17 protein-coding genes and 5 tRNA genes are annotated in these 20,536 nt (G+C 71.6%); 8 read left to right on the top strand and 14 right to left on the bottom strand.

Going from position 1 to position 20,536, the window contains the following annotated elements; genetic code table 11:
• Positions 1–102: 102 nt before the first annotated feature.
• From R4Z62_RS24240 to leuC, 4 genes are all read right to left on the bottom strand, one after another.
• Entirely contained in the window at positions 103–735 is a 633-nt protein-coding gene (locus R4Z62_RS24240) for an HU family DNA-binding protein (RefSeq protein WP_491520870.1), read from the bottom strand.
• 136 nt (positions 736–871) lie between these two features.
• On the bottom strand, positions 872–1,102 hold the full coding sequence (locus tag R4Z62_RS24235) for an SCO5555 family protein (RefSeq protein ID WP_064535439.1): 231 nt from the start codon (positions 1,100–1,102) through the stop codon (positions 872–874).
• A 254-nt stretch (positions 1,103–1,356) separates the two neighbouring features.
• The gene (leuD, locus tag R4Z62_RS24230; RefSeq protein WP_491520869.1) at positions 1,357–1,950 is read right to left on the bottom strand and encodes a 3-isopropylmalate dehydratase small subunit; all 594 of its coding nucleotides are present in this window, start codon (positions 1,948–1,950) and stop codon (positions 1,357–1,359) included.
• Between the two features lie 6 nt (positions 1,951–1,956).
• Positions 1,957–3,387, bottom strand: coding sequence for a 3-isopropylmalate dehydratase large subunit (leuC, locus tag R4Z62_RS24225; RefSeq protein ID WP_064535437.1), 1,431 nt, complete (start codon positions 3,385–3,387; stop codon positions 1,957–1,959).
• A 186-nt stretch (positions 3,388–3,573) separates the two neighbouring features.
• Between leuC and ndgR the strand changes: the two genes are divergently transcribed.
• The gene (ndgR, locus tag R4Z62_RS24220; protein ID WP_018567903.1) at positions 3,574–4,290 is read left to right on the top strand and encodes an IclR family transcriptional regulator NdgR; all 717 of its coding nucleotides are present in this window, start codon (positions 3,574–3,576) and stop codon (positions 4,288–4,290) included.
• 401 nt (positions 4,291–4,691) lie between these two features.
• On the opposite strand, the gene R4Z62_RS24215 is transcribed toward ndgR, so the two are convergent.
• Positions 4,692–5,177, bottom strand: a complete 486-nt coding sequence (locus R4Z62_RS24215; protein ID WP_173860894.1) for a DUF4188 domain-containing protein — start codon at positions 5,175–5,177, stop codon at positions 4,692–4,694.
• 108 nt (positions 5,178–5,285) lie between these two features.
• Here R4Z62_RS24215 and R4Z62_RS24210 point away from each other — a divergent pair, with 108 nt between their 5' ends.
• On the top strand, positions 5,286–5,948 hold the full coding sequence (locus tag R4Z62_RS24210) for a MerR family transcriptional regulator (protein WP_064535436.1): 663 nt from the start codon (positions 5,286–5,288) through the stop codon (positions 5,946–5,948).
• 59 nt (positions 5,949–6,007) lie between these two features.
• Here R4Z62_RS24210 and R4Z62_RS24205 read toward each other — a convergent pair.
• From R4Z62_RS24205 to R4Z62_RS24165, 9 genes are all read right to left on the bottom strand, one after another.
• Positions 6,008–6,080 (bottom strand) — tRNA-Glu (locus tag R4Z62_RS24205).
• 44 nt (positions 6,081–6,124) lie between these two features.
• Positions 6,125–6,196, bottom strand: a tRNA-Gln gene (locus R4Z62_RS24200).
• Positions 6,197–6,217: 21 nt separating this feature from the next.
• Positions 6,218–6,290, bottom strand: a tRNA-Glu gene (locus R4Z62_RS24195).
• A gap of 62 nt (positions 6,291–6,352) precedes the next feature.
• Positions 6,353–6,425, bottom strand: a tRNA-Glu gene (locus tag R4Z62_RS24190).
• A 42-nt stretch (positions 6,426–6,467) separates the two neighbouring features.
• A tRNA-Gln gene (locus R4Z62_RS24185) sits at positions 6,468–6,539 on the bottom strand.
• A 91-nt stretch (positions 6,540–6,630) separates the two neighbouring features.
• Positions 6,631–7,365 carry an HAD family hydrolase gene (locus R4Z62_RS24180; RefSeq protein WP_385499334.1) on the bottom strand — a complete coding sequence of 245 codons (735 nt, stop codon included), beginning with the start codon at positions 7,363–7,365 and terminating at the stop codon, positions 6,631–6,633.
• Positions 7,366–7,456: 91 nt separating this feature from the next.
• Positions 7,457–8,944, bottom strand: a complete 1,488-nt coding sequence (gltX, locus tag R4Z62_RS24175) for a glutamate--tRNA ligase (protein ID WP_079159079.1) — start codon at positions 8,942–8,944, stop codon at positions 7,457–7,459.
• On the bottom strand, positions 8,937–9,722 hold the full coding sequence (locus R4Z62_RS24170) for a fumarylacetoacetate hydrolase family protein (RefSeq protein ID WP_064535434.1): 786 nt from the start codon (positions 9,720–9,722) through the stop codon (positions 8,937–8,939). Before R4Z62_RS24170 ends, gltX begins: the two co-directional genes overlap by 8 nt.
• Before the next feature lie 176 nt (positions 9,723–9,898).
• The gene (locus R4Z62_RS24165) at positions 9,899–10,087 is read right to left on the bottom strand and encodes a hypothetical protein (protein ID WP_037888769.1); all 189 of its coding nucleotides are present in this window, start codon (positions 10,085–10,087) and stop codon (positions 9,899–9,901) included.
• A gap of 601 nt (positions 10,088–10,688) precedes the next feature.
• Between R4Z62_RS24165 and R4Z62_RS24160 the strand changes: the two genes are divergently transcribed.
• From R4Z62_RS24160 to R4Z62_RS24135, 6 genes are all read left to right on the top strand, one after another.
• Positions 10,689–14,885, top strand: a complete 4,197-nt coding sequence (locus R4Z62_RS24160) for a sensor histidine kinase (RefSeq protein ID WP_491520868.1) — start codon at positions 10,689–10,691, stop codon at positions 14,883–14,885.
• Positions 14,886–14,894: 9 nt separating this feature from the next.
• Positions 14,895–15,308, top strand: a complete 414-nt coding sequence (locus R4Z62_RS24155; protein WP_003993189.1) for a roadblock/LC7 domain-containing protein — start codon at positions 14,895–14,897, stop codon at positions 15,306–15,308.
• A 111-nt stretch (positions 15,309–15,419) separates the two neighbouring features.
• Positions 15,420–15,818 carry a DUF742 domain-containing protein gene (locus R4Z62_RS24150; protein ID WP_009190816.1) on the top strand — a complete coding sequence of 133 codons (399 nt, stop codon included), beginning with the start codon at positions 15,420–15,422 and terminating at the stop codon, positions 15,816–15,818.
• On the top strand, positions 15,799–16,374 hold the full coding sequence (locus R4Z62_RS24145; protein WP_037858010.1) for a GTP-binding protein: 576 nt from the start codon (positions 15,799–15,801) through the stop codon (positions 16,372–16,374). The genes R4Z62_RS24150 and R4Z62_RS24145 overlap by 20 nt, the downstream gene beginning before the upstream one ends.
• A gap of 440 nt (positions 16,375–16,814) precedes the next feature.
• Entirely contained in the window at positions 16,815–20,039 is a 3,225-nt protein-coding gene (locus tag R4Z62_RS24140) for a nitrate- and nitrite sensing domain-containing protein (RefSeq protein WP_385499343.1), read from the top strand.
• Positions 20,040–20,049: 10 nt separating this feature from the next.
• The gene (locus R4Z62_RS24135; protein ID WP_033321188.1) at positions 20,050–20,463 is read left to right on the top strand and encodes a roadblock/LC7 domain-containing protein; all 414 of its coding nucleotides are present in this window, start codon (positions 20,050–20,052) and stop codon (positions 20,461–20,463) included.
• The last annotated feature ends 73 nt before the right edge of the window (positions 20,464–20,536 follow it).

The following is a 20,536-nucleotide window of genomic DNA, read 5'->3' as shown; positions in this document are numbered from 1 at the left end:
GCGGACGGCACGCCGCGGGCCGGGCTCCCGTGGGAGCCCGGCCCGGCGCGTGAATACCCGTGGTGCCCGTGATGCCTGCGGTACCTGTGATGCCTGCGGCGCCTACTTGCTGCGGGCGGTCTTCTTCGCGGCGGTCTTGCGGGCGGTCGACTTCTTGGCCGGGGCCTTCTTCGCGGTCGCCTTCTTCGCCGGGGCCTTCTTGGCGGCGGTCTTCTTGGCGGTGCTCGCGGCCGTGGCCTTCTTGGCGGCCGCCGTGGTCTTCTTCGTCGCGGCGGTCGTCGTCTTCTTGGCCGCGGTCGTCTTCGCCGTCGTGGCCTTCTTCGCGGCGGCCTTCTTCGCCGCCGTGGTGGTCTTCTTCGCCGCGGCCTTCTTGCCGACCGCCTTGGCGATGGTGGCGGGCGGGCCGGACAGGCTGCCCTTGGGGGCCTTCTTCACCGCGATGTCGTTCTTCGGCAGCTTCTTGGAGCCGCTCACCAGGTCCTTGAAGCCCTGACCGGCCCGGAAGCGGGGCACGGAGGTCTTCTTGACCCGCACCCGCTCACCCGTCTGCGGGTTGCGGGCGTAGCGGGCCGGGCGGTCCACCTTCTCGAAGGACCCGAAGCCGGTGACCGAGACCCGGTCTCCCGCGACGACCGCGCGGACGATGGCGTCCAGTACCGCGTCGACGGCGTCGGCGGCCTGCTGCCGGCCACCCATCTTGTCGGCAATCGCTTCTACGAGCTGCGCCTTGTTCACGTCTTCCCCTTCGGAGACCTGGCCGGAACGAAAGTGTTCAAGCTTTTTCGCACGTTAGGCAGATATATACCGCAAATCAAACACGAAACGGGCTAATCACCCTTGTGCCGCAACGGACTCGGCGGTCTCGGGCTGTTCAGCCTTCCCCGCCGGGGATTCGGCCCGCGTCGAGATCGGCGGTGAACCGCTCCAGACGCCTTGCCGCACCGGCGAGATCGTGCTTGGCCGCGGCCGTAATGACCAGCAGCTTCCGGGTCAGCGCCATCCGTACGCCCTCCGGGACTTGCAGTGCGCGCACTCTTGCGTGCGCTTCCTTGAGTTGGACCGCGACCGCCGTATAGAGCTCGAGTTGGCCGTCGTTGTCCATGCACAGATTGTGCCATCTGGGGCGAGTTGTCGCCTGCGCAGGGGGCAACTGCCGCCTCCGGAGGGCCTTCTGGCGTGCCGGCCGGTCGGCTTTGTGACTGGCGAGTACCCCGGCAACAACCGTCCTAACCTGGGAAGTTGGCCTCACGCACGGCGGCCCGCCGGGCGGGAAGGATCCGGAAACAGCTGTACCCCCGATCGTGGCGATCGGGGGTACAGCGGCGTTTCGTGGTGGCCGAAACTCGACTTGTCAGGTCACACCTGGAGGGTCCGCGGCTTGAACGACGGACGCTTCGCCTCGTACGCGGCGATGTCGTCCTCGTTCTGGAGGGTGATCGAGATGTCGTCCAGGCCGTTCAGCAGCCGCCAGCGGGAGTTCTCGTCCAGCTCGAAGGAGGCGGTGATCCCCTCGGCGCGCACCTCGCGGGCCTGGAGGTCGACGGTGATCTCGGCGGTGGGGTCCTGCTCCGTGAGCTCCCACAGCGCGTCCACGGTCTGCTGCTCCAGGACCACGGTGAGCAGCCCGTTCTTCAGCGAGTTGCCCCGGAAGATGTCGGCGAAACGGGAGGAGATCACGGTCTTGAAGCCGTAGTTCTGGAGCGCCCAGACGGCGTGCTCGCGGGAGGAGCCGGTGCCGAAGTCCGGGCCGGCGACCAGGACCGTGGCGCCCTGCCGCTCGGGGCGGTTGAGCACGAACTCGGGGTCCTTGCGCCAGGCCTCGAAGAGCCCGTCCTCGAAGCCGTCCCGGGTCACCTTCTTGAGCCAGTGGGCGGGGATGATCTGGTCGGTGTCGACGTTGCCGCGGCGCAGCGGGACGGCCCGGCCGGTGTGCGTGGTGAATGCTTCCATGGCTGATCAGACTCCAGCGGGCGTGCGGACGTCGGCGTCGGACAGGTCGGCCGGGGAGGCCAGGTGGCCCAGGACCGCGGTGGCGGCGGCGACCTGCGGCGACACCAGATGGGTGCGGCCGCCCTTGCCCTGCCTGCCCTCGAAGTTGCGGTTGGAGGTGGAGGCGGAGCGCTCGCCGGGGGCCAGCTGGTCCGGGTTCATGCCCAGGCACATGGAGCAGCCCGCGTGCCGCCATTCGGCGCCGGCCTCCTTGAAGACCACGTCCAGACCCTCGGAGACGGCCTGGAGGCCCACCCGGGCCGAGCCCGGCACGACCAGCATCCGTACGCCCTCGGCGACTTTGCGGCCCCGGACGATGCCGGCGGCGGCGCGCAGGTCCTCGATGCGGCCGTTGGTGCAGGAACCTACGAAGACGGTGTCCACGGCGATGGAGCGCAGCGGCTGCCCGGCGTCCAACCCCATGTACTCCAGGGCCTTTTCGGCGGCCAGGCGCTCCGAGGCGTCTTCGTACGAGGCCGGGTCGGGGACGGCCGCCGAAAGCGGGGCGCCCTGGCCCGGGTTGGTGCCCCAGGTGACGAACGGCGACAGCTCGGCGGCGTCGATGACGACCTCGGCGTCGAACTCGGCGTCGTCGTCCGTGCGCAGCGTCTTCCAGTAGGCGACCGCCGCGTCCCAGTCCGCGCCCTCGGGGGCGTGCGGGCGGCCCTCCAGGTAGGCGAAGGTGGTCTCGTCGGGGGCGATCATGCCCGCGCGGGCGCCGGCCTCGATCGACATGTTGCAGATGGTCATGCGGGCCTCCATCGAGAGCTTCTCGATGGCGGAGCCGCGGTACTCCAGGATGTAGCCCTGGCCGCCGCCGGTGCCGATGCGGGCGATGATCGCCAGAATCAGGTCCTTGGCGGTGACGCCCTCGGGCAGTTCGCCCTCGACGGTGATCGCCATGGTTCTGGGGCGGGCCAGCGGCAGCGTCTGGGTGGCCAGCACGTGCTCCACCTGGGAGGTGCCGATGCCGAACGCGAGGGCGCCGAAGGCGCCGTGCGTGGAGGTGTGCGAGTCGCCGCAGACCACGGTGGTGCCGGGCTGGGTCAGGCCGAGCTGGGGGCCGACCACGTGCACGACGCCCTGCTCGACGTCGCCCAGCGGGTGCAGGCGGACGCCGAAGTCGGCGCAGTTCTTGCGCAGGGTCTCCAGCTGGGCGCGGGAGACCGGGTCCGCGATGGGCTTGTCGATGTCGAGGGTCGGGGTGTTGTGGTCCTCGGTGGCGATGGTCAGGTCGAGCCGGCGCACCCCGCGGCCGCTCTTGCGGAGGCCGTCGAAGGCCTGCGGGCTGGTCACCTCGTGCAGCAGGTGCAGATCGATGAAGAGGAGGTCGGGCTCGCCCTCGGCGCGCCGGACGACGTGGTCGTCCCAGACCTTCTCCGCCAGTGTCCTACCCATCGCTTTCCCTTCGGCCTGGCGCACGGCGCCGGCCCAACTAGAGATCCGAGGTGGCGGCCCCCGCTTTCCCCCTCAGGGCAGCCGCCGCCGGGCCCGCCGGTCCACGGGCCGCTGTGTCTTCCAGGGTGGCGTGTTCCACGGAAAATTGAACTTGCGTTTCACAGAGTGAGACGGGAGTATCGTTTCATGGACAACAGTAGCGGCGTCGGCGTCCTGGACAAGGCAGCCCTTGTCCTTGGCGCCCTGGAGTCCGGTCCGGCCACCCTCGCGGGTCTGGTCGCGGCGACCGGACTGGCACGACCCACGGCCCACCGGCTGGCCGTGGCCCTGGAGCACCACCGCATGGTGGCCCGTGACATGCAGGGCCGTTTCATTCTCGGCCCCCGCCTCGCGGAGCTGGCGGCGGCGGCCGGCGAGGACCGCCTCCTCGCCACCGCGGGCCCGGTCCTCACGCATCTGCGCGACGTCACGGGCGAGAGCGCGCAGCTCTACCGCCGCCAGGGCGACATGCGGATCTGCGTGGCGGCCGCCGAGCGGCTGTCCGGACTGCGGGACACGGTCCCGGTCGGTTCCACGCTGACCATGAAGGCGGGCTCGTCGGCCCAGGTCCTGATGGCCTGGGAGGAGCCGGAGCGGCTGCACCGCGGGCTCCAGGGCGCCCGCTTCACCGCGACCGCCCTCTCGGGTGTACGGCGCCGGGGCTGGGCCCAGTCCATCGGCGAGCGCGAGCCGGGCGTCGCCTCGGTCTCCGCGCCGGTGCGCGGCCCGTCCAACCGCGTGGTCGCCGCGGTCTCCGTCTCCGGTCCCATCGAGCGTCTGACGCGCCACCCGGGCCGGATGCACGCCCAGGCCGTCATCGACGCCGCCGGCCGCCTCTCCGAGGCGCTGCGCCGCACCGGCTGACACCTCCCGCTTTCCGGGTCCCTCGGGCAGGGCCGGCCTCAACGCCGCGGCAGGCCCTCCCCCGGACCCCGCACGACCCGCTCCCGGGCCCGCCCCCGCGGCCCCGGACGCCCCACCAGCCCCACCAGCCCACGGGCCGGTCGGCCCTTCGCCGACCGGCCCTCTCGCTGTCCTCGTCCGGCGCCCCCCGTCCGCGCCCGGCTCCCCTGCCCGGCCACCCCCGTCCCACCGGTCACGGCAGCCTCACCGGCCCCCTCCCGCACCAGCCCCCCTCGGGCCCGGCTCCGGCACCCCGCGACCCGCCCAAGAGCGTCCCGCGACCCGCCCGTGAGCGCCCCGCGACCGCCCCCAAGGGCCGCGCGAGCACCCTCCGGCGTCCTGCGAGCGCCCACGGGCACGCCTCAGACGGTCCGCAGGCGGTCGCCCGCGCGCTCGCCCCGGCGGCCGACCGGGATGACCCCGGTGGCCCGGCCCAGGCCGTACGCGGGCATGTTGATGTAGATCGCCTCGTGGGCGCCCGCCGGGACGACGAAGGTCTCGTGCCAGAAGCCGACCTTGCCGTTCCCCTCGCGCAGCCGGCGGTTGAAGGCGGCCCAGGCCGGGTGGTGGTTGCGGTCCGGCGCCGCGGCGTAGGCGAGGAGCTTCTCCTTGGACTCCCAGTACTGCACGAGGTAGATCTCGCGCGGCCCGCCCATCATGGTCTTGCTGCCGAGGAGCCCGGCCGCCCGGTCCTCCCGCAGCTCCTGGAGCATCGGCCGCATGGCACGGGCCACCGGCCACCAACTGCGCACCGCGGAGAAGTCGTTGATCCTCATCCCGATGAGGAAGACCACCACCTCGTCCTCGCCCTCGGCGGTCATGCGCCCTTCGATCGGCTTGTCGCTCATGAGCGGTTCCCCACTTCCTTCCACCGACCCACTGGATAGCAATGCTATCTATGATTGGATCGTGGCACTCTCCAATATGCAACACCAGCAGGGAAGGTCACGGCACGCATGCGACTGGCGGAGCTGAGCGCACGTAGCGGGGTCTCCCGGGCGACGATCAAGTACTACCTGCGCGAAGGACTGCTGCCGCCCGGCCGCCGGGTCACGGCCACCGAGGCGGAGTACGACGAGGAGCACCTGCGCAAGCTGCGGCTGGTCCGCGCCCTGATCCAGGTGGGGCGGATCCCGGTGAAGTCGGCCCGCGACGTCCTCGCCGTCCTGGCCGACGAGGACCTGGACCGCAACCAGCGCCTGGGCACCGCCGTGTGGGCGCTGCCGCACGGCCCGGCGCCCGACGAGGACGACCCGGCCACCGAGACGGCCCGGCGGACCGCCGGCGCGCTCATGGAGCGGATGGGCTGGGGCTACGCCGACGCGTCCGGCCAGACGCCCGCCGAGGCGCCGGCCGCCCCGGCGTACGCGATGCTGGTCACCGCCATCGCCACGCTCTCCCGCCTCGGCTACCCCTGCGACACCGACGACTTGGAGCCCTACGCCCGCTCGATGGATCGGATCGCCGTGGCGGACCTGGATCTGGTGGAGCGGTACGGGACGCCGGACGAGCAGGTGGAGGCCGCGGTGGCGCTGACCGTGCTGTACGAGCCGGTGGTGCTGAGCCTGCGGCGGCTGGCGGAGAACGAGGAGTCGCGCCGCCGGTTCGACGGCAAGTGAGCCGGGACGGCGCGGACACGACGAAGGGCCCTCCCGAGGGAGGGCCCTTGCCGATCTTGTACCCCCGACCGGATTCGAACCGGCGCTACCGCCTTGAGAGGGCGGCGTGCTAGGCCGCTACACAACGGGGGCCTGGACACTGCAAGCGTTTCATACTGAGCCGCCGCAGGTCCGAGCTGGTCTACCTGGACTCGAACCAAGACTAACTGAACCAGAATCAGTCGTGCTGCCAATTACACCATAGACCAATGATGGTTTAGACCAGTCAGTACCCCCGACCGGATTCGAACCGGCGCTACCGCCTTGAGAGGGCGGCGTGCTAGGCCGCTACACAACGGGGGCCCTAGCGATCCTGCATCGAAGTCGGTGGGAGCTACCCTGGCCGTCCTCGCGGGAAGGATCTGTACCCCCGACCGGATTCGAACCGGCGCTACTGCCTTGAGAGGGCAGCGTGCTAGGCCGCTACACAACGGGGGCTCGCGGATGAGATCCGCGGGTGCAGATTGAAGCATCTGCGAGCTGGCCTACCTGGACTCGAACCAAGACTAACTGAACCAGAATCAGTCGTGCTGCCAATTACACCATAGGCCACTGGAACGCAAGCCCCGATGGGGTTCTTGTTCTAGTAGTGCGCCTCGGGCTTCCGGCCTTCCGGCCCGCTCCCCGCGGCGCAGGAAGAACATTACCTGAAGGTGGACGGGGCTCCAAAACGGGTATCCGCGCCGAGCACCGCGGGGAGTTCGGACAGGGAGGCGATCCGGTGCGCGCCCGGCTGCGCCGGGGCGCCGCCGGGCGCGCCGACGCGGTCGATCCACACGGCCGGCAGCCCGGCGTCGACGGCGCCCCGCGCGTCGATCTCCGGGTGGTCGCCGACGTAGACGACCTGGTGCGGCGGGAGGTCCAGCGCCTCGCAGGCCGCGTGGAAGGCGCCGGCGGCCGGTTTGGACAGCCCCAGCTCGGCCGCGCACAGCACCGCCTCGAAGCGGTCGCGCACCCCGAGGACCCGCAGCTTGCGCTCCTGCACGTGCAGACTGGAGTTGGAGAGCACCGCGTGCCGGTGGCTGGCGGCGAGGGCGTCCAGGGCGGGCAGCACGTCCGGGAAGAGGGCCCAGGCGCCCTCGTAGTGCCCCAGGTAGCGCGCGAACCACGCCTCGGCCTCGGGGTCGGTCAGCTCCGGGCGGTCCAGGAAGACCCGCACCCGGTCCCGGCGCTGCCCCTCGAAGGTCGTCTCCCCCGCCGCGAAGCGCGCCCACTGCGCGTCGGTGATCCGCCGCCAGTGCGCCAGCGCCGCGTCCACGGTGCCGTACCCGTCCATCAGCCGTTCGGCGACCAGGTGCGCCCGCATCCCGGCCCGGTCGGCCGAGGTGTAGTCGAAGAGGGTGTCGTCGACGTCCCACAGGACCGCTCTGATCGCCATGGGACCGACGGTACCGCCGCCGGGCAGCACGCGGGAGGGCAGCACGAAGGGGCGGCACCCGGTCGCTCCGGGTGCCGCCCCTCACACGGGTCTACCGGGCGGCCAGCCGGGCCAGCGCCGCGTCGACGCGGGCCAGCGTCTTCTCCTTGCCCAGGACCTCGAGGGACTCGAAGAGGGGCAGGCCGACCGTGCGGCCGGTCACGGCGACGCGGACGGGCGCCTGGGCCTTGCCGAGCTTGAGGCCGTGCGCCTCGCCGGCGGCCAGGACGGCCTCCTTGAGGGACTCCGCGGAGGACCAGTCGGCCGCGTCCAGCTTCTCGCGGGCCGTGCGCAGCAGGGCGTCCGAGCCCTCCTTCATGGCCTTGGCCCAGCTCGCCTCGTCCAGGACCGGCTCCGGCAGGAAGAGGAAGTCGACGTTGTCGGTGATCTCGGAGAGGACCTTCAGCCGGGTCTGCGCGTGCGGCGCGATCGCCTGCCACTTGTCCTCGTCGAAGTCCTCGGGCGCCCAGGGGGCGACCGGGGCCTTCAGCCAGGGGGCGCAGCGCTCGGTGAAGTCCTTCACGTCGAGCAGGCGGATGTGGTCGGCGTTGATCGCCTCGCACTTCTTGAGGTCGAAGCGCGCCGGGTTGGGGTTGACGTCCTTGACGTCGAAGGCGGCGACCATCTCCTCGATGCCGAAGATGTCCTGGTCGGCGGAGAGCGACCAGCCCAGCAGGGAGAGGTAGTTGAGCAGGCCCTCGGGCAGGAAGCCGCGCTCGCGGTAGAGGTTCAGCGAGGACTGCGGGTCGCGCTTGGAGAGCTTCTTGTTGCCCTCGCCCATGACGTAGGGCAGGTGGCCGAACTCGGGGGTGGTCTTCGCGATGCCCAGCTCGGTGAGCGCCTTGTACAGGGCGATCTGGCGCGGGGTGGAGGAGAGCAGGTCCTCGCCGCGCAGGACGTGGGTGATCTCCATCAGGGCGTCGTCGACCGGGTTGACGAGCGTGTAGAGCGGGGCGCCGTTGGCGCGGACGATGCCGTAGTCCGGGACGTTCTCCGGCAGGTAGGTGATCTCGCCGCGGACCAGGTCGTCGAAGGTGATCGGCTCGTCGGGCATGCGGAAGCGGACGATCGGGGCGCGGCCCTCGGCCTCGTACGCCCGGACCTGCTCGGCGCTCAGGTCGCGGCAGTGGCCGTCGTAGCCGGAGGGCTTGCCGGCGGCGCGGGCGGCCTCGCGGCGGCTGTCCAGCTCCTCCTGGGAGCAGTAGCAGCGGTAGGCGTGGCCGGCGTCCAGGAGCCTGGCGGCGACGTCGGCGTAGATGTCCATGCGCTGCGACTGGCGGTAGGGCGCGTGCGGGCCGCCGACCTCGGGGCCCTCGTCCCAGTCGAAGCCCAGCCAGCGCATCGCGTCGAGCAGCTGCTCGTAGGACTCCTCGGAGTCGCGGGCCGCGTCGGTGTCCTCGATGCGGAAGACCAGGGTGCCCTGGTGGTGCCGGGCGAACGCCCAGTTGAACAGGGCGGTGCGGACCAGGCCCACGTGGGGGTTACCGGTGGGCGAGGGGCAGAAACGGACGCGGACGGGGGAGCCTGATGCGCTAGCCACGCTGGACAACCTTGTTGGTGAGAGTGCCGATGCCTTCGATGGTGACGGCGACGTCGTCGCCGACGCTGAGGGGGCCGACCCCCGCGGGGGTGCCCGTGAGGATCACGTCGCCGGGGAGCAGCGTCATGGCCTCGGAGATGTTGACGATCAGATCCGCGATGGGGTGGATCATCTCGCTGGTGCGGCCGAGCTGGCGCTGTTCGCCGTTGACCGTGAGCTGGACGGTCAGGTCGCCCGCCCGCTCCAGGTCGATGCCGGTCTCCACCCAGGGGCCCAGCGGGCATGAGCCGTCGAAGCCCTTGGCGCGCGCCCACTGCTTCTCGCGGCGCTGGACGTCGCGGGCGGTGATGTCGTTGGCGCAGGTGTAGCCGAAGATCACGTCCTTGACGCGCTCGCGCGGCACCTCGCGGCACATGCGGCCGATGACGACGGCGAGCTCCGCCTCGTGGTGCAGTTCCTGCGTGAAGGAGGGGTACGGGACCGGGTCGCCGGGGCCGGTCACGGAGGTGGACGGCTTGAAGAAGGCGAACGGCGCCTCGGGCACCTCGTTGCCGAGTTCGCCGGCGTGCTCGGCGTAGTTGCGGCCGAAGGCGACGACCTTGCTGGGCAGCACCGGGGGCAGCAGCCGCACCTTGCTCAGCGGCACCTTGGTGCCGGAGAGCTCGAAGTCCGCGAACGGGATGCCCTTGATGATGTCGAGGACGAGCTGGTCCGGCTGGTCGCCCTCGACCGCGCCGAAGGCGACGTTCCCGTCGATGGAGAACCTGGCGATGCGCACGGGTTGCTTGGCCCCTTGACTGAGCTGGCGGGAGTCTGACGCTCCAGGCTAACGCGGCCACCGGCCCGCGCCTCGCGCACCGGTGGCGCGGGTACGCCGAAGGGGCACCCCCTTCGGCGTGGGGTGCCCCTTCGGCGTACGGCCGTGCGAGCGGGTGCGGGCGGTGCCCGCCGGGTCTACTCCGCGACCGCGGCCGCCACCGGCATCTCCATGAGGACGGTGCGCCGCGGGTTGGCGGTCTGCGCGGGGAGGGTCACGGGGTGCTCCGGCGCCTCCGGCGTCTCCAGCGCTTCGGCGTCCTCCAGGTGCGCCAGCGTGGTGCGTCGGGGGTTGGCTATGTTGCGGAACATCATCGTCGTCTTCACGGTGGTAGCAGACCTTGTCGTGGACAGGCGCCTGGAGGGCCTCAGGACCCCCGCGCGGGCGCGGGTGGGCAGTTGCACGCCTTATGTAAAGCGTCAGGCTAAACGCGCGATTCCCGGCCGAGGACGGGAAGAGACCGTGATCTCCATGTGAGTTTGCTCACGGCGTGATCCACAATCCGGACAATTACCGACCGGATCTTGCTCCGCCGAATCGGACATAAGGCCACTGAAGCCACCATTCCGCTCCCGATCATGGCGACTGGGACACCTGTGGCGACCCAGCGGCTCGTAGAGATATGCCCGGTATGCGGGGTACCGCTTTCCACATCTCGTAACTCGGTCCTCACGCGCTGTCACAGAGGTCACGGGCTGGCCCACATGCCTTGTTGGAGATCCTGCACTGTGCTGGAATGCCACGGACCGCCGCGGGATCGAGCCGGCGCGCAGGGGGCGCAACGCAGCGCCGAGTGGGCGGCGAGAAGGGGGAACCAGCGCCGGTCACTCACGACCACCGGGGAGCGTTTTCAGGGCGCTTCCCACGACGCCGACACCGCCTTCCCGCTCGCGTGGGAGGGCGCCTGGTCCAGAGGTTGCGACGCTAGTGCAGGGACGTTTCAAGAGGGATGGCAGCGCTTCGGCGGAGCCGGAGCCGCAGGGCGGGACTGGCCCCAAGGCCGTCGGTTCCACGCCCCCGCACGCCCAGAACCAGGGCCCGGCCCCGTCCGGTGACAGCTCCGCGCGCCCCGGCGCGGGTGCCTCCCCGACCGCGCCGCACCCCGGCGGCCCCGCCCCGGCCGGCAAGTCCGCGAAGTCTGGGAAGTCCGGGAAGTCCGGGAAGAGCGACAGGTCCGCCAAGACCCCGGCCCCCGTCGGGCCCGGCTCGCGCGTGGCCCTGCGCAACTGGCGCATCTCCACCCGCCTGGTGTCGCTGCTGGCCCTCCCCGTGATCGCGGCGACCACCCTCGGCGCACTGCGCATCGACCAGAACCTGGACGACATCCAGCAGCTCGACAACATGAAGCTGCTGACGGACATGACCAAGCAGGCCACCGAACTGGCCGCCGCGCTCCAGGAGGAGCGCGACCAGTCCGCCGGTCCGCTGTCGCACCCCTCCAGCGCCAGCGCCATCACCGTCAAGGGCTTCCGGGACAAGACCGACCGGGCCACCGAGGTCTTCCTGGCCGCCTCCGAGGAGATCGACAGCGCCAGCAAGGGCGGCAACCTCCAGGGCGTGCGCGAGACCCTGGTCGGCCTCGCCAGCGAGCTGAACCACCTCGGTTCCATCCGCAAGACGGCCTACGCGCACGACCGGAACTCGACCCAGACCGTCGAGGCCTACCACCGGCTCATCACCGAGCTGCTCAGCCTCTCCCAGGACATGGCCGAGGCGACCAGCAACCCGGAGATGATCCAGCGCACCCGCGCGCTGTCCGCGTTCTCCTCCGCCAAGGAGTACGCCTCCGTCCAGCGCGCCGTCATCGCCGCCGCGCTGCCCGCGAACAACACCTCCGCGGGCAACCTCGCCGAGAACGACCGGCTGTACGCCCAGTCGGCGCTGGACAGCCAGACCTCCGAGATCAACAGCTTCCGCAACATCTACGGCGACGGCGCGGAAGAGCTGATCAAGCCCATGGAGGAGGGCAACCCGACGATCCAGTCGGCGGACACCTACGCCAAGCGCGCCCTGGACAGCTCCACCGGTCTGGCCCAGCAGAGCAAGCGCTCCTACCGCGACTGGGTGGACGACAGCTCGACGAAGATCGAGCAGATGAAGAAGATCGAGCACACGCTGCTGGAGGAGATGGAGCAGAAGGCCCGCTCGCTGCGCAGTGCCACCGAGCGCGACGCCATCATCTCCGGTGCGCTGATCCTGCTCGTCCTCGGTGTGTCGCTGGTCGGCGCCTTCGTCGTGGCCCGCTCCATGATCCGCTCGCTGCGCCGGCTCCAGGAGACCGCGACCAAGGTCGCCCAGGACCGCCTGCCCGAGCTGGTCAAGCAGCTGTCCGAGTCCGACCCGCAGGACGTCGACACCTCCGTGGAGTCGGTCGGTGTGCACTCCCGGGACGAGATCGGCCAGGTGGCCGCGGCCTTCGACGAGGTGCACCGCGAGGCGGTCCGCCTCGCCGCCGAGCAGGCCCTGCTGCGGGGCAACGTCAACGCGATGTTCACCAACCTCTCGCGCCGCTCCCAGGGCCTGATCCAGCGCCAGCTGTCGCTGATCTCCGAACTGGAGTCCCGCGAGGCCGACCCGGACCAGCTCTCCTCGCTGTTCAAGCTCGACCACCTCGCCACCCGTATGCGCCGCAACGGCGAGAACCTCCTCGTCCTCGCCGGTGAGGAGCCGGGCCGCCGCTGGACCCGCCCGGTCCCGCTGGTCGACGTGCTGCGCGCCGCCGCCTCCGAGGTGGAGCAGTACGAGCGCATCGAGCTGGCCTCGGTGCCGACCACCGAGGTCGCCGGACGCGTCGTCAACGACCTCGTCCACCTGCTCGCCGAGCTGCTGGAGAACGCGACCTCGTTCTCCTCCCCGCAGACCAAGGTCAAGGTCACCGGTCACGCGCTGCCGGACGGCCGGGTCCTGATCGAGATCCACGACACCGGCATCGGCCTCTCCCCCGAGGACCTGGCCGCGATCAACGAGCGGCTGGCCTCGCCGCCCACCGTGGACGTCTCCGTCTCCCGCCGCATGGGCCTCTTCGTGGTCGGCCGGCTGTCGCAGCGGCACGGCATCCGCATCCAGCTGCGCCCCTCCGACTCGGGCGGTACGACGGCCCTCGTCATGCTGCCGGTGGACGTCGCCCAGGGCGGCAAGAAGCCGGCCCCCGGCAAGGCCGGCGGTCCGTCCGTGGGCGGTCCGGCGGCTGCCGCCGCTGCCGCGGGCGCGGCGGCGGCGCGGCGCCAGAGCGGTCAGGCGGGCGGCGGTCCGCTCGGCGCGGGCGCGCCGGGCGGTGCGAACCGGCTCGGCCCCGGCGCCCAGCGCGGCCAGGTCGGCGCGGGCCAGGGTCCGCGGGCGGCGCTGCCCGGCACGGGTGGCCGCCAGGGCGGCCCCGGCGCTGCGGGCGGAGCACGCGGACCGCAGGGCCAGCAAGGTCAGCAGGGCCAGGGCCAGGGCCAGCAGGGTCCCGGACTGCCCCAGCAGGGCCGTCCGGAACCGGCGGGCGCCGGGTCCGGCTTCGGCGGCCGGGCGCAGGGCGCGCCGCAGGGCTTCGGCGACGGACAGCAGGGCGGCGCCCGGCAGGACGTCTTCGGCGGCGGACGCCAGGGCTTCGGCGACGGACAGCAGTCGGGGAACCGGCAGGGCGGCTTCGGCGACGACACCCGCACCGGCGCTCCGCAGGGCTTCGACGACGGCCGTCAGGGCGGCAACCGCCAGGGCTTCGGCGAGGGGCAGCAGAGCGGCAACCGGCAGGACGCCTTCGGCGGGGAGCGGCCGGACGCCTTCGGCGGCGGACGCGGCGTGCTGCCGCCGCGCCGGCCGAACGGCGGCGAGCAGGGCAGGCAGCCGCAGCTGCCGTCGCGCGGTGGTCCGCGCGCGGAGCTGCCGGGCGGCAACCCGCAGCCGCGCACCCCGAGCTGGGGCAACGAGAACGCCGGTCCCGGCGCACCCGACACCCCGCGCGGCCACGACGAGGCGGAGCAGGCGCAGACCTCCCGCATGCCGCGGATCGAGGACCACCGGGGTCCGGCCGCCACGGCCGAGATGCCGGTGCTCCCCGGCCCCGACAGCCGCCAGGGCCCCGGCCCGGCGGACACCGGGACCTACGCCCGCCCCGGCTTCGAGGCGCCGCGCCAGGACGCCGACGGCGGCCGGTCCGCGGGTCAGTTCCCGGACCAGGGCGCCCAGGGCGGGCAGAACCCGGGCGCGTTCGTCCGCTCGGACATCTTCGGCCCGGCGCAGACCCCGCAGAACCCCGCGCAGCAGGGCGGCCCCGGCTTCGGCCAGGGCAACCCTGCGGACACCGGACAGTTCGCGGCGCCGCAGGGCTACGACAACGGCTCCACGGGCCAGTTCGACGCACCGCAGCACTACGACAACGGCTCCACGGGGCAGTTCGCCGCCCCGCAGGGCTACGACACCAGCTCCACCGGCCAGTTCAACGCCCCCCAGGGCTACGACGACGGCTCGACGGGGCAGTTCGCGCAGCCCGGTCACGACGGTTCCGCCACGGGCGGGCACGCGCTGCCGGCCCGTCAGGACCCGTCGTCCACCGGCCAGTTCGAGCGGCCCCAGGCGTCCGGTCCCGCCGACTTCGGCGCTCCGCGTCCGCCGGCCCCGCAGCAGCCCGAGGCGGGCCGCGCGCCCGGCGACGAGTGGGCGCTGCCGCCGGCGGGTCCCGGCGACGGCAGGACGCCGCTGTTCGACACCCTGGAGACCAACTGGTTCCGCGGTGAGCGGCAGCAGCAGGCGGACCAGCAGGCCGCGCCGCAGCAGCCCCAGCAGCCGCAGGCCCCGGAAGCGCCCCCCACCGCCCCGGCTCCCGCCAACCCCCAGCGTCCCGCCACCTCCGCCTGGCGCACCTCGCCGAACGACGAACTCGTCCGGCAGGCCGAGCGCGTCCGGCAGCCGGCGGCGGGCGGCGTCACCACCTCCGGCCTGCCGCGCCGGGTGCCCAGGGCGAACCTCGTCCCGGGCACGGCTCAGCAGCAACAGCACCAGAGCGGTCCGCAGGTCTCGCGTGCGCCCGACGACGTACGCGGCCGGCTGACCAATCTCCGTCGGGGCATCGCACAGGGTCGTCAGGCCGGCACCGGCCAGACGGGCAGCTTCCCGAGCCCCACTCACCAGCAGGAGCGTTAGTTGAGCCCGATGAGCCAGGCGGCACAGAACCTCAACTGGTTGATCACCAACTTCGTGGACAACACCCCGGGGGTGTCCCACACCGTGGTGGTCTCCGCCGACGGACTCCTTCTGGCCATGTCCGAAGGCTTTCCGCGGGACCGCGCGGACCAGCTCGCGGCCGTCGCCTCCGGTCTGACCTCGCTGACCGCCGGTGCCTCGCGCATCTTCGAGGGCGGCAGCGTGGCACAGACGGTCGTGGAGATGGAGCGCGGCTTCCTGTTCCTCATGTCCGTCTCGGACGGGTCGTCCCTCGCGGTACTGGCCCACCCGGAGTGCGACATCGGCCTCGTCGGCTACGAGATGGCGCTGCTCGTCGACCGCGCGGGGGCCGTCCTCACGCCCGACCTGCGCGCTGAACTACAGGGCAGTCTGCTCCACTGACCGGCCCCGGCACCACCCGCGTCACCACATCACCGTCCGGCCGACACAATCCCCCCACCGGCCTCGTCCGACGGCTCGCCCGACCGACTTGCTGTCCCGCCCGGAGGATTCATGACCCCGCCCACCGCCCATCATGATCCGTACGCCGAGCCGTACGGGGACGAGGGCGACCAGCCGCTGGTTCGTCCGTACGCGATGACCGGCGGCCGGACCCGGCCGCGCTACCAGCTCGCCATCGAGGCGCTGATCAGCACCACGGCCGACCCGGCAGCGCTGATGGGACTGCTCCCGGAGCACCAGCGGATCTGCCATCTGTGCCGCGAGGTGAAATCCGTGGCCGAGGTGTCGGCGCTCCTGGCGATGCCGCTGGGCGTGGCGCGGATCCTCGTCGCGGACCTGGCCGAAGCCGGGCTGGTGGCCATCCACCAGCCGGGCGGCGACGAGAACAACGGTGGCGCACCGGATGTGACGCTGCTCGAAAGGGTGCTCAGTGGACTTCGCAAGCTCTGACGGGGGCCGGGCGACCACCTCCGCGAAGATCGTGGTGGCGGGCGGCTTCGGCGTCGGCAAGACGACCTTCGTCGGTGCCGTCTCGGAGATCAACCCGCTGCGTACCGAGGCCGTGATGACGTCCGCGTCGGCGGGCATCGACGACCTCACGCACACCGGGGACAAGACCACCACGACGGTGGCCATGGACTTCGGCCGCATCACGCTCGACCAGGACCTGATCCTGTACCTGTTCGGCACGCCCGGCCAGGACCGGTTCTGGTTCATGTGGGACGACCTGGTGCGCGGCGCCATCGGCGCGGTCGTCCTGGTGGACACCCGGCGCCTGGCCGACTGCTTCCCGGCGGTCGACTACTTCGAGAACAGCGGGCTGCCGTTCGTCATCGCCCTCAACGGCTTCGACGGCCAGCAGCCGTACACGCCGGACGAGGTCCGCGAGGCGCTCCAGATCGGTCCGGACGCGCCGATCATCACCACCGACGCCCGGCACCGCACCGACGCCAAGTCGGCGCTGATCACGCTGGTCGAGCACGCGCTGATGGCCCGGTTGCGGTGACACCGGCAGCACCTTTCGCCTAGCATCCAAGTAGGCAAGGCCGTACGGCAGTTGCCGTAGGCGTACCGGAGCCGGCTGTGTCGTGGGACACGGCCGGCCTCGGCGTTCATAACGTTTCGGCAGAAGAATCGGGTGGTGGCGCAACGCGTCGCGCACATTCGGTGTCGCTGTGCGCACGGGAGCCCCGCTTTTTGGCGCGGCTCGTTCTTTATGACCGTTTTATCTGGGACTTACATCACTCTCAATCGGTGCTTTCCACTGTTTGGAAGAGCGCATGTCGGCGTGCTGGAATGCCTGAACTGCCCCATGACCGACGACGTACCGCTCAGTGAGGACGCGCTGAGCCGTACCGAGTGGTCCTGATGTCCGTCCACGGCGGACGGGGCTCTGAGACACTGCGGCACAACGTAGGTGCCGACCGCCGAGAGGTTGTTGGTCGAGTGAGGCGAAGCAAGAACGGTCCTGAGCCGTCGGCCCGGGGCAACTTCACCCCGCCGCCGCGCGGCGCTGCGCCCACGCATGTGCCCGCGGCCGAGCCTGGCGCCGCACCCGCGCCGGCCGGCGGCCGCCTCTCCCCCCGCAACTGGCGGGTGCCCGCCCGGCTGAACGCGATCCTGCTGATACCCGTGCTGGTCGGCCTGGTCATGGGCGGTTTCCAGGTCAAGAGCTCGATCGACACCTGGCAGGACGCCCAGGACGCCGAGCACACCGCACGTCTGGTGCGCGCCTCCCTCACCTACGCCAACGCCCTGTACAACGAGCGGGACACCACCGCCGCTCCGCTGCTCCAGGGCAAGGGCCAGAAGGACGCGGCCGTCGTCCAGGCCCGCGGCCTCACCGACCGGGCGGCGGACGCCTTCGACCAGGCCGCGAAGAGCATGCCGCACAAGGCCGGCCTGGAGCGCCGCCTGAAGCTGTTCCGGGAGGCCGAGCCGCAGCTGGAGTCGCTGCGCGCCGCCGCCTACACCTCCAGGCTCAACGGCGTGCAGACCGAGGAGGGCTACGTCCAGGTCGCGCACCCGCTGATGGAGTTCGCCAACGAGCTGGGCCTGGGCACCGGCAACATCACCTCCTACGGCCGCACGGTCTACGCGATGTCGCTGACGCAGTCCGCGCTGTCGCTGGAACGTTCCATCGGTATGCACCTGCTGATCGCGCCCGGCCCGGACGGCGGCAACCTGGCCAGCCAGCGCATCGCCCTGTCCTCCTACGCCTATCTGGAGAACATCGCCCTCAAGGAGTACCTCGGCGGCGGCACCCAGGCGGACGCGGACACGCTGGACGCGCAGAACCAGGAGGTCCGGTCCAAGGCGGCGGCGATGGCCGAGGAGGCCAAGGCGAAGGACCCGGACTACGTGGCCCCGCCGTCCGACCCGCAGAAGATGGTCACGGCCCTCGCCACGCTGAAGGGCACCGAGGCGTCCGAGCGCCAGGCGCTGGCGGGCAAGGGCACCACCGCGCAGAACTGGTGGGCCGTGAACACCCTCAAGTTCGACGCGTACCGCAAGATCGAGTCGGACATGGCCGACAACGCGGTGGACGAGGCGTCCGGCATCGCCGCCGACGCCAAGCGGTCGGCGTTCGTCACCGGCGCCGCCGTCGTGGTCGCGCTGCTCGCCGCCTTCCTCCTGGCCGGCCTGGTGGCCCGCCAGATGAGCCGGTCGATGCGCCGGCTGCGCAACGCCGCCTTCGGCATCGCCGAGCAGCGCCTGCCGATGCTGGTCGACCAGCTCTCGCGCAGCGACCCCGGCCGGGTCGACACCCGGGTCGCGCCCATCCCGATCACGTCCACCGACGAGATCGGCGAGGTCGCCCGCGCCTTCGACCAGGTGCACCGCGAGGCGGTCCGGCTCGCCGCCGAGCAGGCCCTGCTGCGGGGCAACATCAACGCGATCTTCACCAACCTCTCGCGCCGCAACCAGTCGCTGATCGAGGGCCAGCTGACCCTGATCACCGACCTGGAGAACAACGAGGCCGACCCGGACCAGCTGGAGAACCTCTTCCGGCTGGACCACCTGGCGACCCGGATGCGCCGCAACGGCGAGAACCTGCTGGTCCTCGCGGGCGAGGAGCCCGGCCGCCGGTGGGACCAGCCGGTCCCGCTGGTCGACGTGCTGCGGGCCGCGTCCTCCGAGGTGGAGCAGTACGAGCGCATCGAGATGTCCGGCGTCCCCGAGGCCGAGATCCACGGCCGCGCGGTCACCGACCTGGTGCACCTGCTGGCCGAGCTGCTGGAGAACGCCACCACCTTCTCCTCGCCGCAGACCAAGGTCCGGGTCACCGCGACCCGGCTGCCCGACGGCCGGATCATGGTGGAGATCCACGACAAGGGCATCGGTCTGACCGCCGAGGACTTCGCGGACATCAACCACAAGCTCGCCAACCCGCCCACCGTGGACGTGGCGATCTCCCAGCGCATGGGCCTGTTCGTGGTCGGCCGGCTCGCGGACCGGCACGGTGTCCGCGTCCAGCTGCGCCCCTCGGGTGAGCAGGCGGGCACCACCTCGCTGGTCATGCTCCCGGACGCCATCACCCACGGCGGCAGCGCCGAACAGGGCGTGGGCGGCGACGAGTTCACCGTTCCGCAGATCATCCCCGAGCAGCAGTTCCAGGAGCAGCGGGGCCAGGGCACGGACGGCCGGCCGCCGCTGCGCACGGCCGCCGAACTCGGCTTCGACGACAGCCGCTACGCCGAGGTCCCCGACGACATCCGGGAACTGGACCCGGTCGGCCGCTCGCTCAAGCGCGAGGAGCGCCACGCCACCCCGGAGTCCCAGCCGCAGGACGGCCCGCCGACCGCCGAGGCGCCCGCCGCCTACCCGCAGGAGCCCACCGGGCAGCAGCAGCCGTACGGCACCGGCCCGGCGCCGTACCCGCAGCAGCAGCCCGGCTACGACCAGCCCGCCGCGTACGCCCCGGACCAGCAGACGTACGAGCAGCAGGGGTACGACCAGCCGCAGCCGTACGAGCAGCAGGCGTACTACGCGCCCGAGGGTGCCCCGACCCGGAACGGCGGCTACCCGGCCGACGCGTACGCCGGGTACCAGGAGCAGCAGGCGTACCCGCAGCAGTCCTACCAGGACGACTGGCCGCAGCCGGACGGCTACCCGAACGGCTGTCCGGAGCAGTACGCTCCACAGGCGGAGGCGGACGCCGCGCGGACCGCCGAGGCGCCCGGGGCCGAGCACGCGGGCTTCGACCTGCCGGAGCCGGACGCGGACGCGGGGGCGGGACACGCACTGACAGACGCCGGACTGCCGCGCCGCGGTTCCACCGCGGGCGCCGCGAACGGCTCGGGGCCCGTGCCCCGCCAGGCGTCGGCCCCGGACGCGGAGAGCAACGGCAACGGCGGTGGCAGCGGCTGGCGTTCGGCGAACGACGAGCGGTGGCAGCAGGCCTCACAGCTCAAGAAGCCCAAGGCGGGCGGGGTCACCTCCTCCGGTCTGCCGCGGCGGGTGCCCAAGGCCAACCTGGTCGAGGGCACCGCGGAATCGACCCCGCAGGGCGGCCCACAGGTCTCCCGCGCCCCCGAGGACGTCCGGGGCAGGTTGAGCAACCTGCGCCAGGGCGTGCAGCGGGGACGCAGCGCGGGCAGTGAAAAGAACGGCCAGGCCACAAGGAATGAACACAGTGGTCCTGACAGCACCTACAACCAGGAGCGTTAGTGTGAGCCCGATGAGCCAGGCGGCACAGAACCTGAACTGGTTGATCACCAACTTCGTGGACAACACCCCCGGGGTGTCCCACACCGTGGTGGTCTCCGCCGACGGACTCCTTCTGGCGATGTCCGAAGGCTTTCCCCGCGACCGTGCCGACCAGCTCGCGGCCGTCGCCTCCGGTCTGACCTCGCTGACCGCCGGTGCCTCGCGCATCTTCGAGGGCGGCAGCGTGAACCAGACGGTTGTGGAGATGGAGCGGGGGTTCCTCTTCATCATGTCCATCTCCGACGGATCGTCCCTTGCCGTCCTCGCCCACCCGGAAGCGGACATCGGTCTCGTCGGGTACGAAATGGCCCTTCTCGTGGACCGCGCGGGTACGGTCCTCACCCCGGATCTCCGTGCGGAGCTCCAGGGAAGCCTTCTCAACTGAAGGACGTACGGTGCGTATCGGTGTCCCGGGGCCGTAAGGTTTCGGGACGCGGCTTCCACTCTGTGGGGTGCCC

The sequence above is a fragment of the Streptomyces sp. PL-25 genome, assembly GCF_058344915.1.
This window is presented reverse-complemented; position numbering and strand designations above follow the sequence as displayed.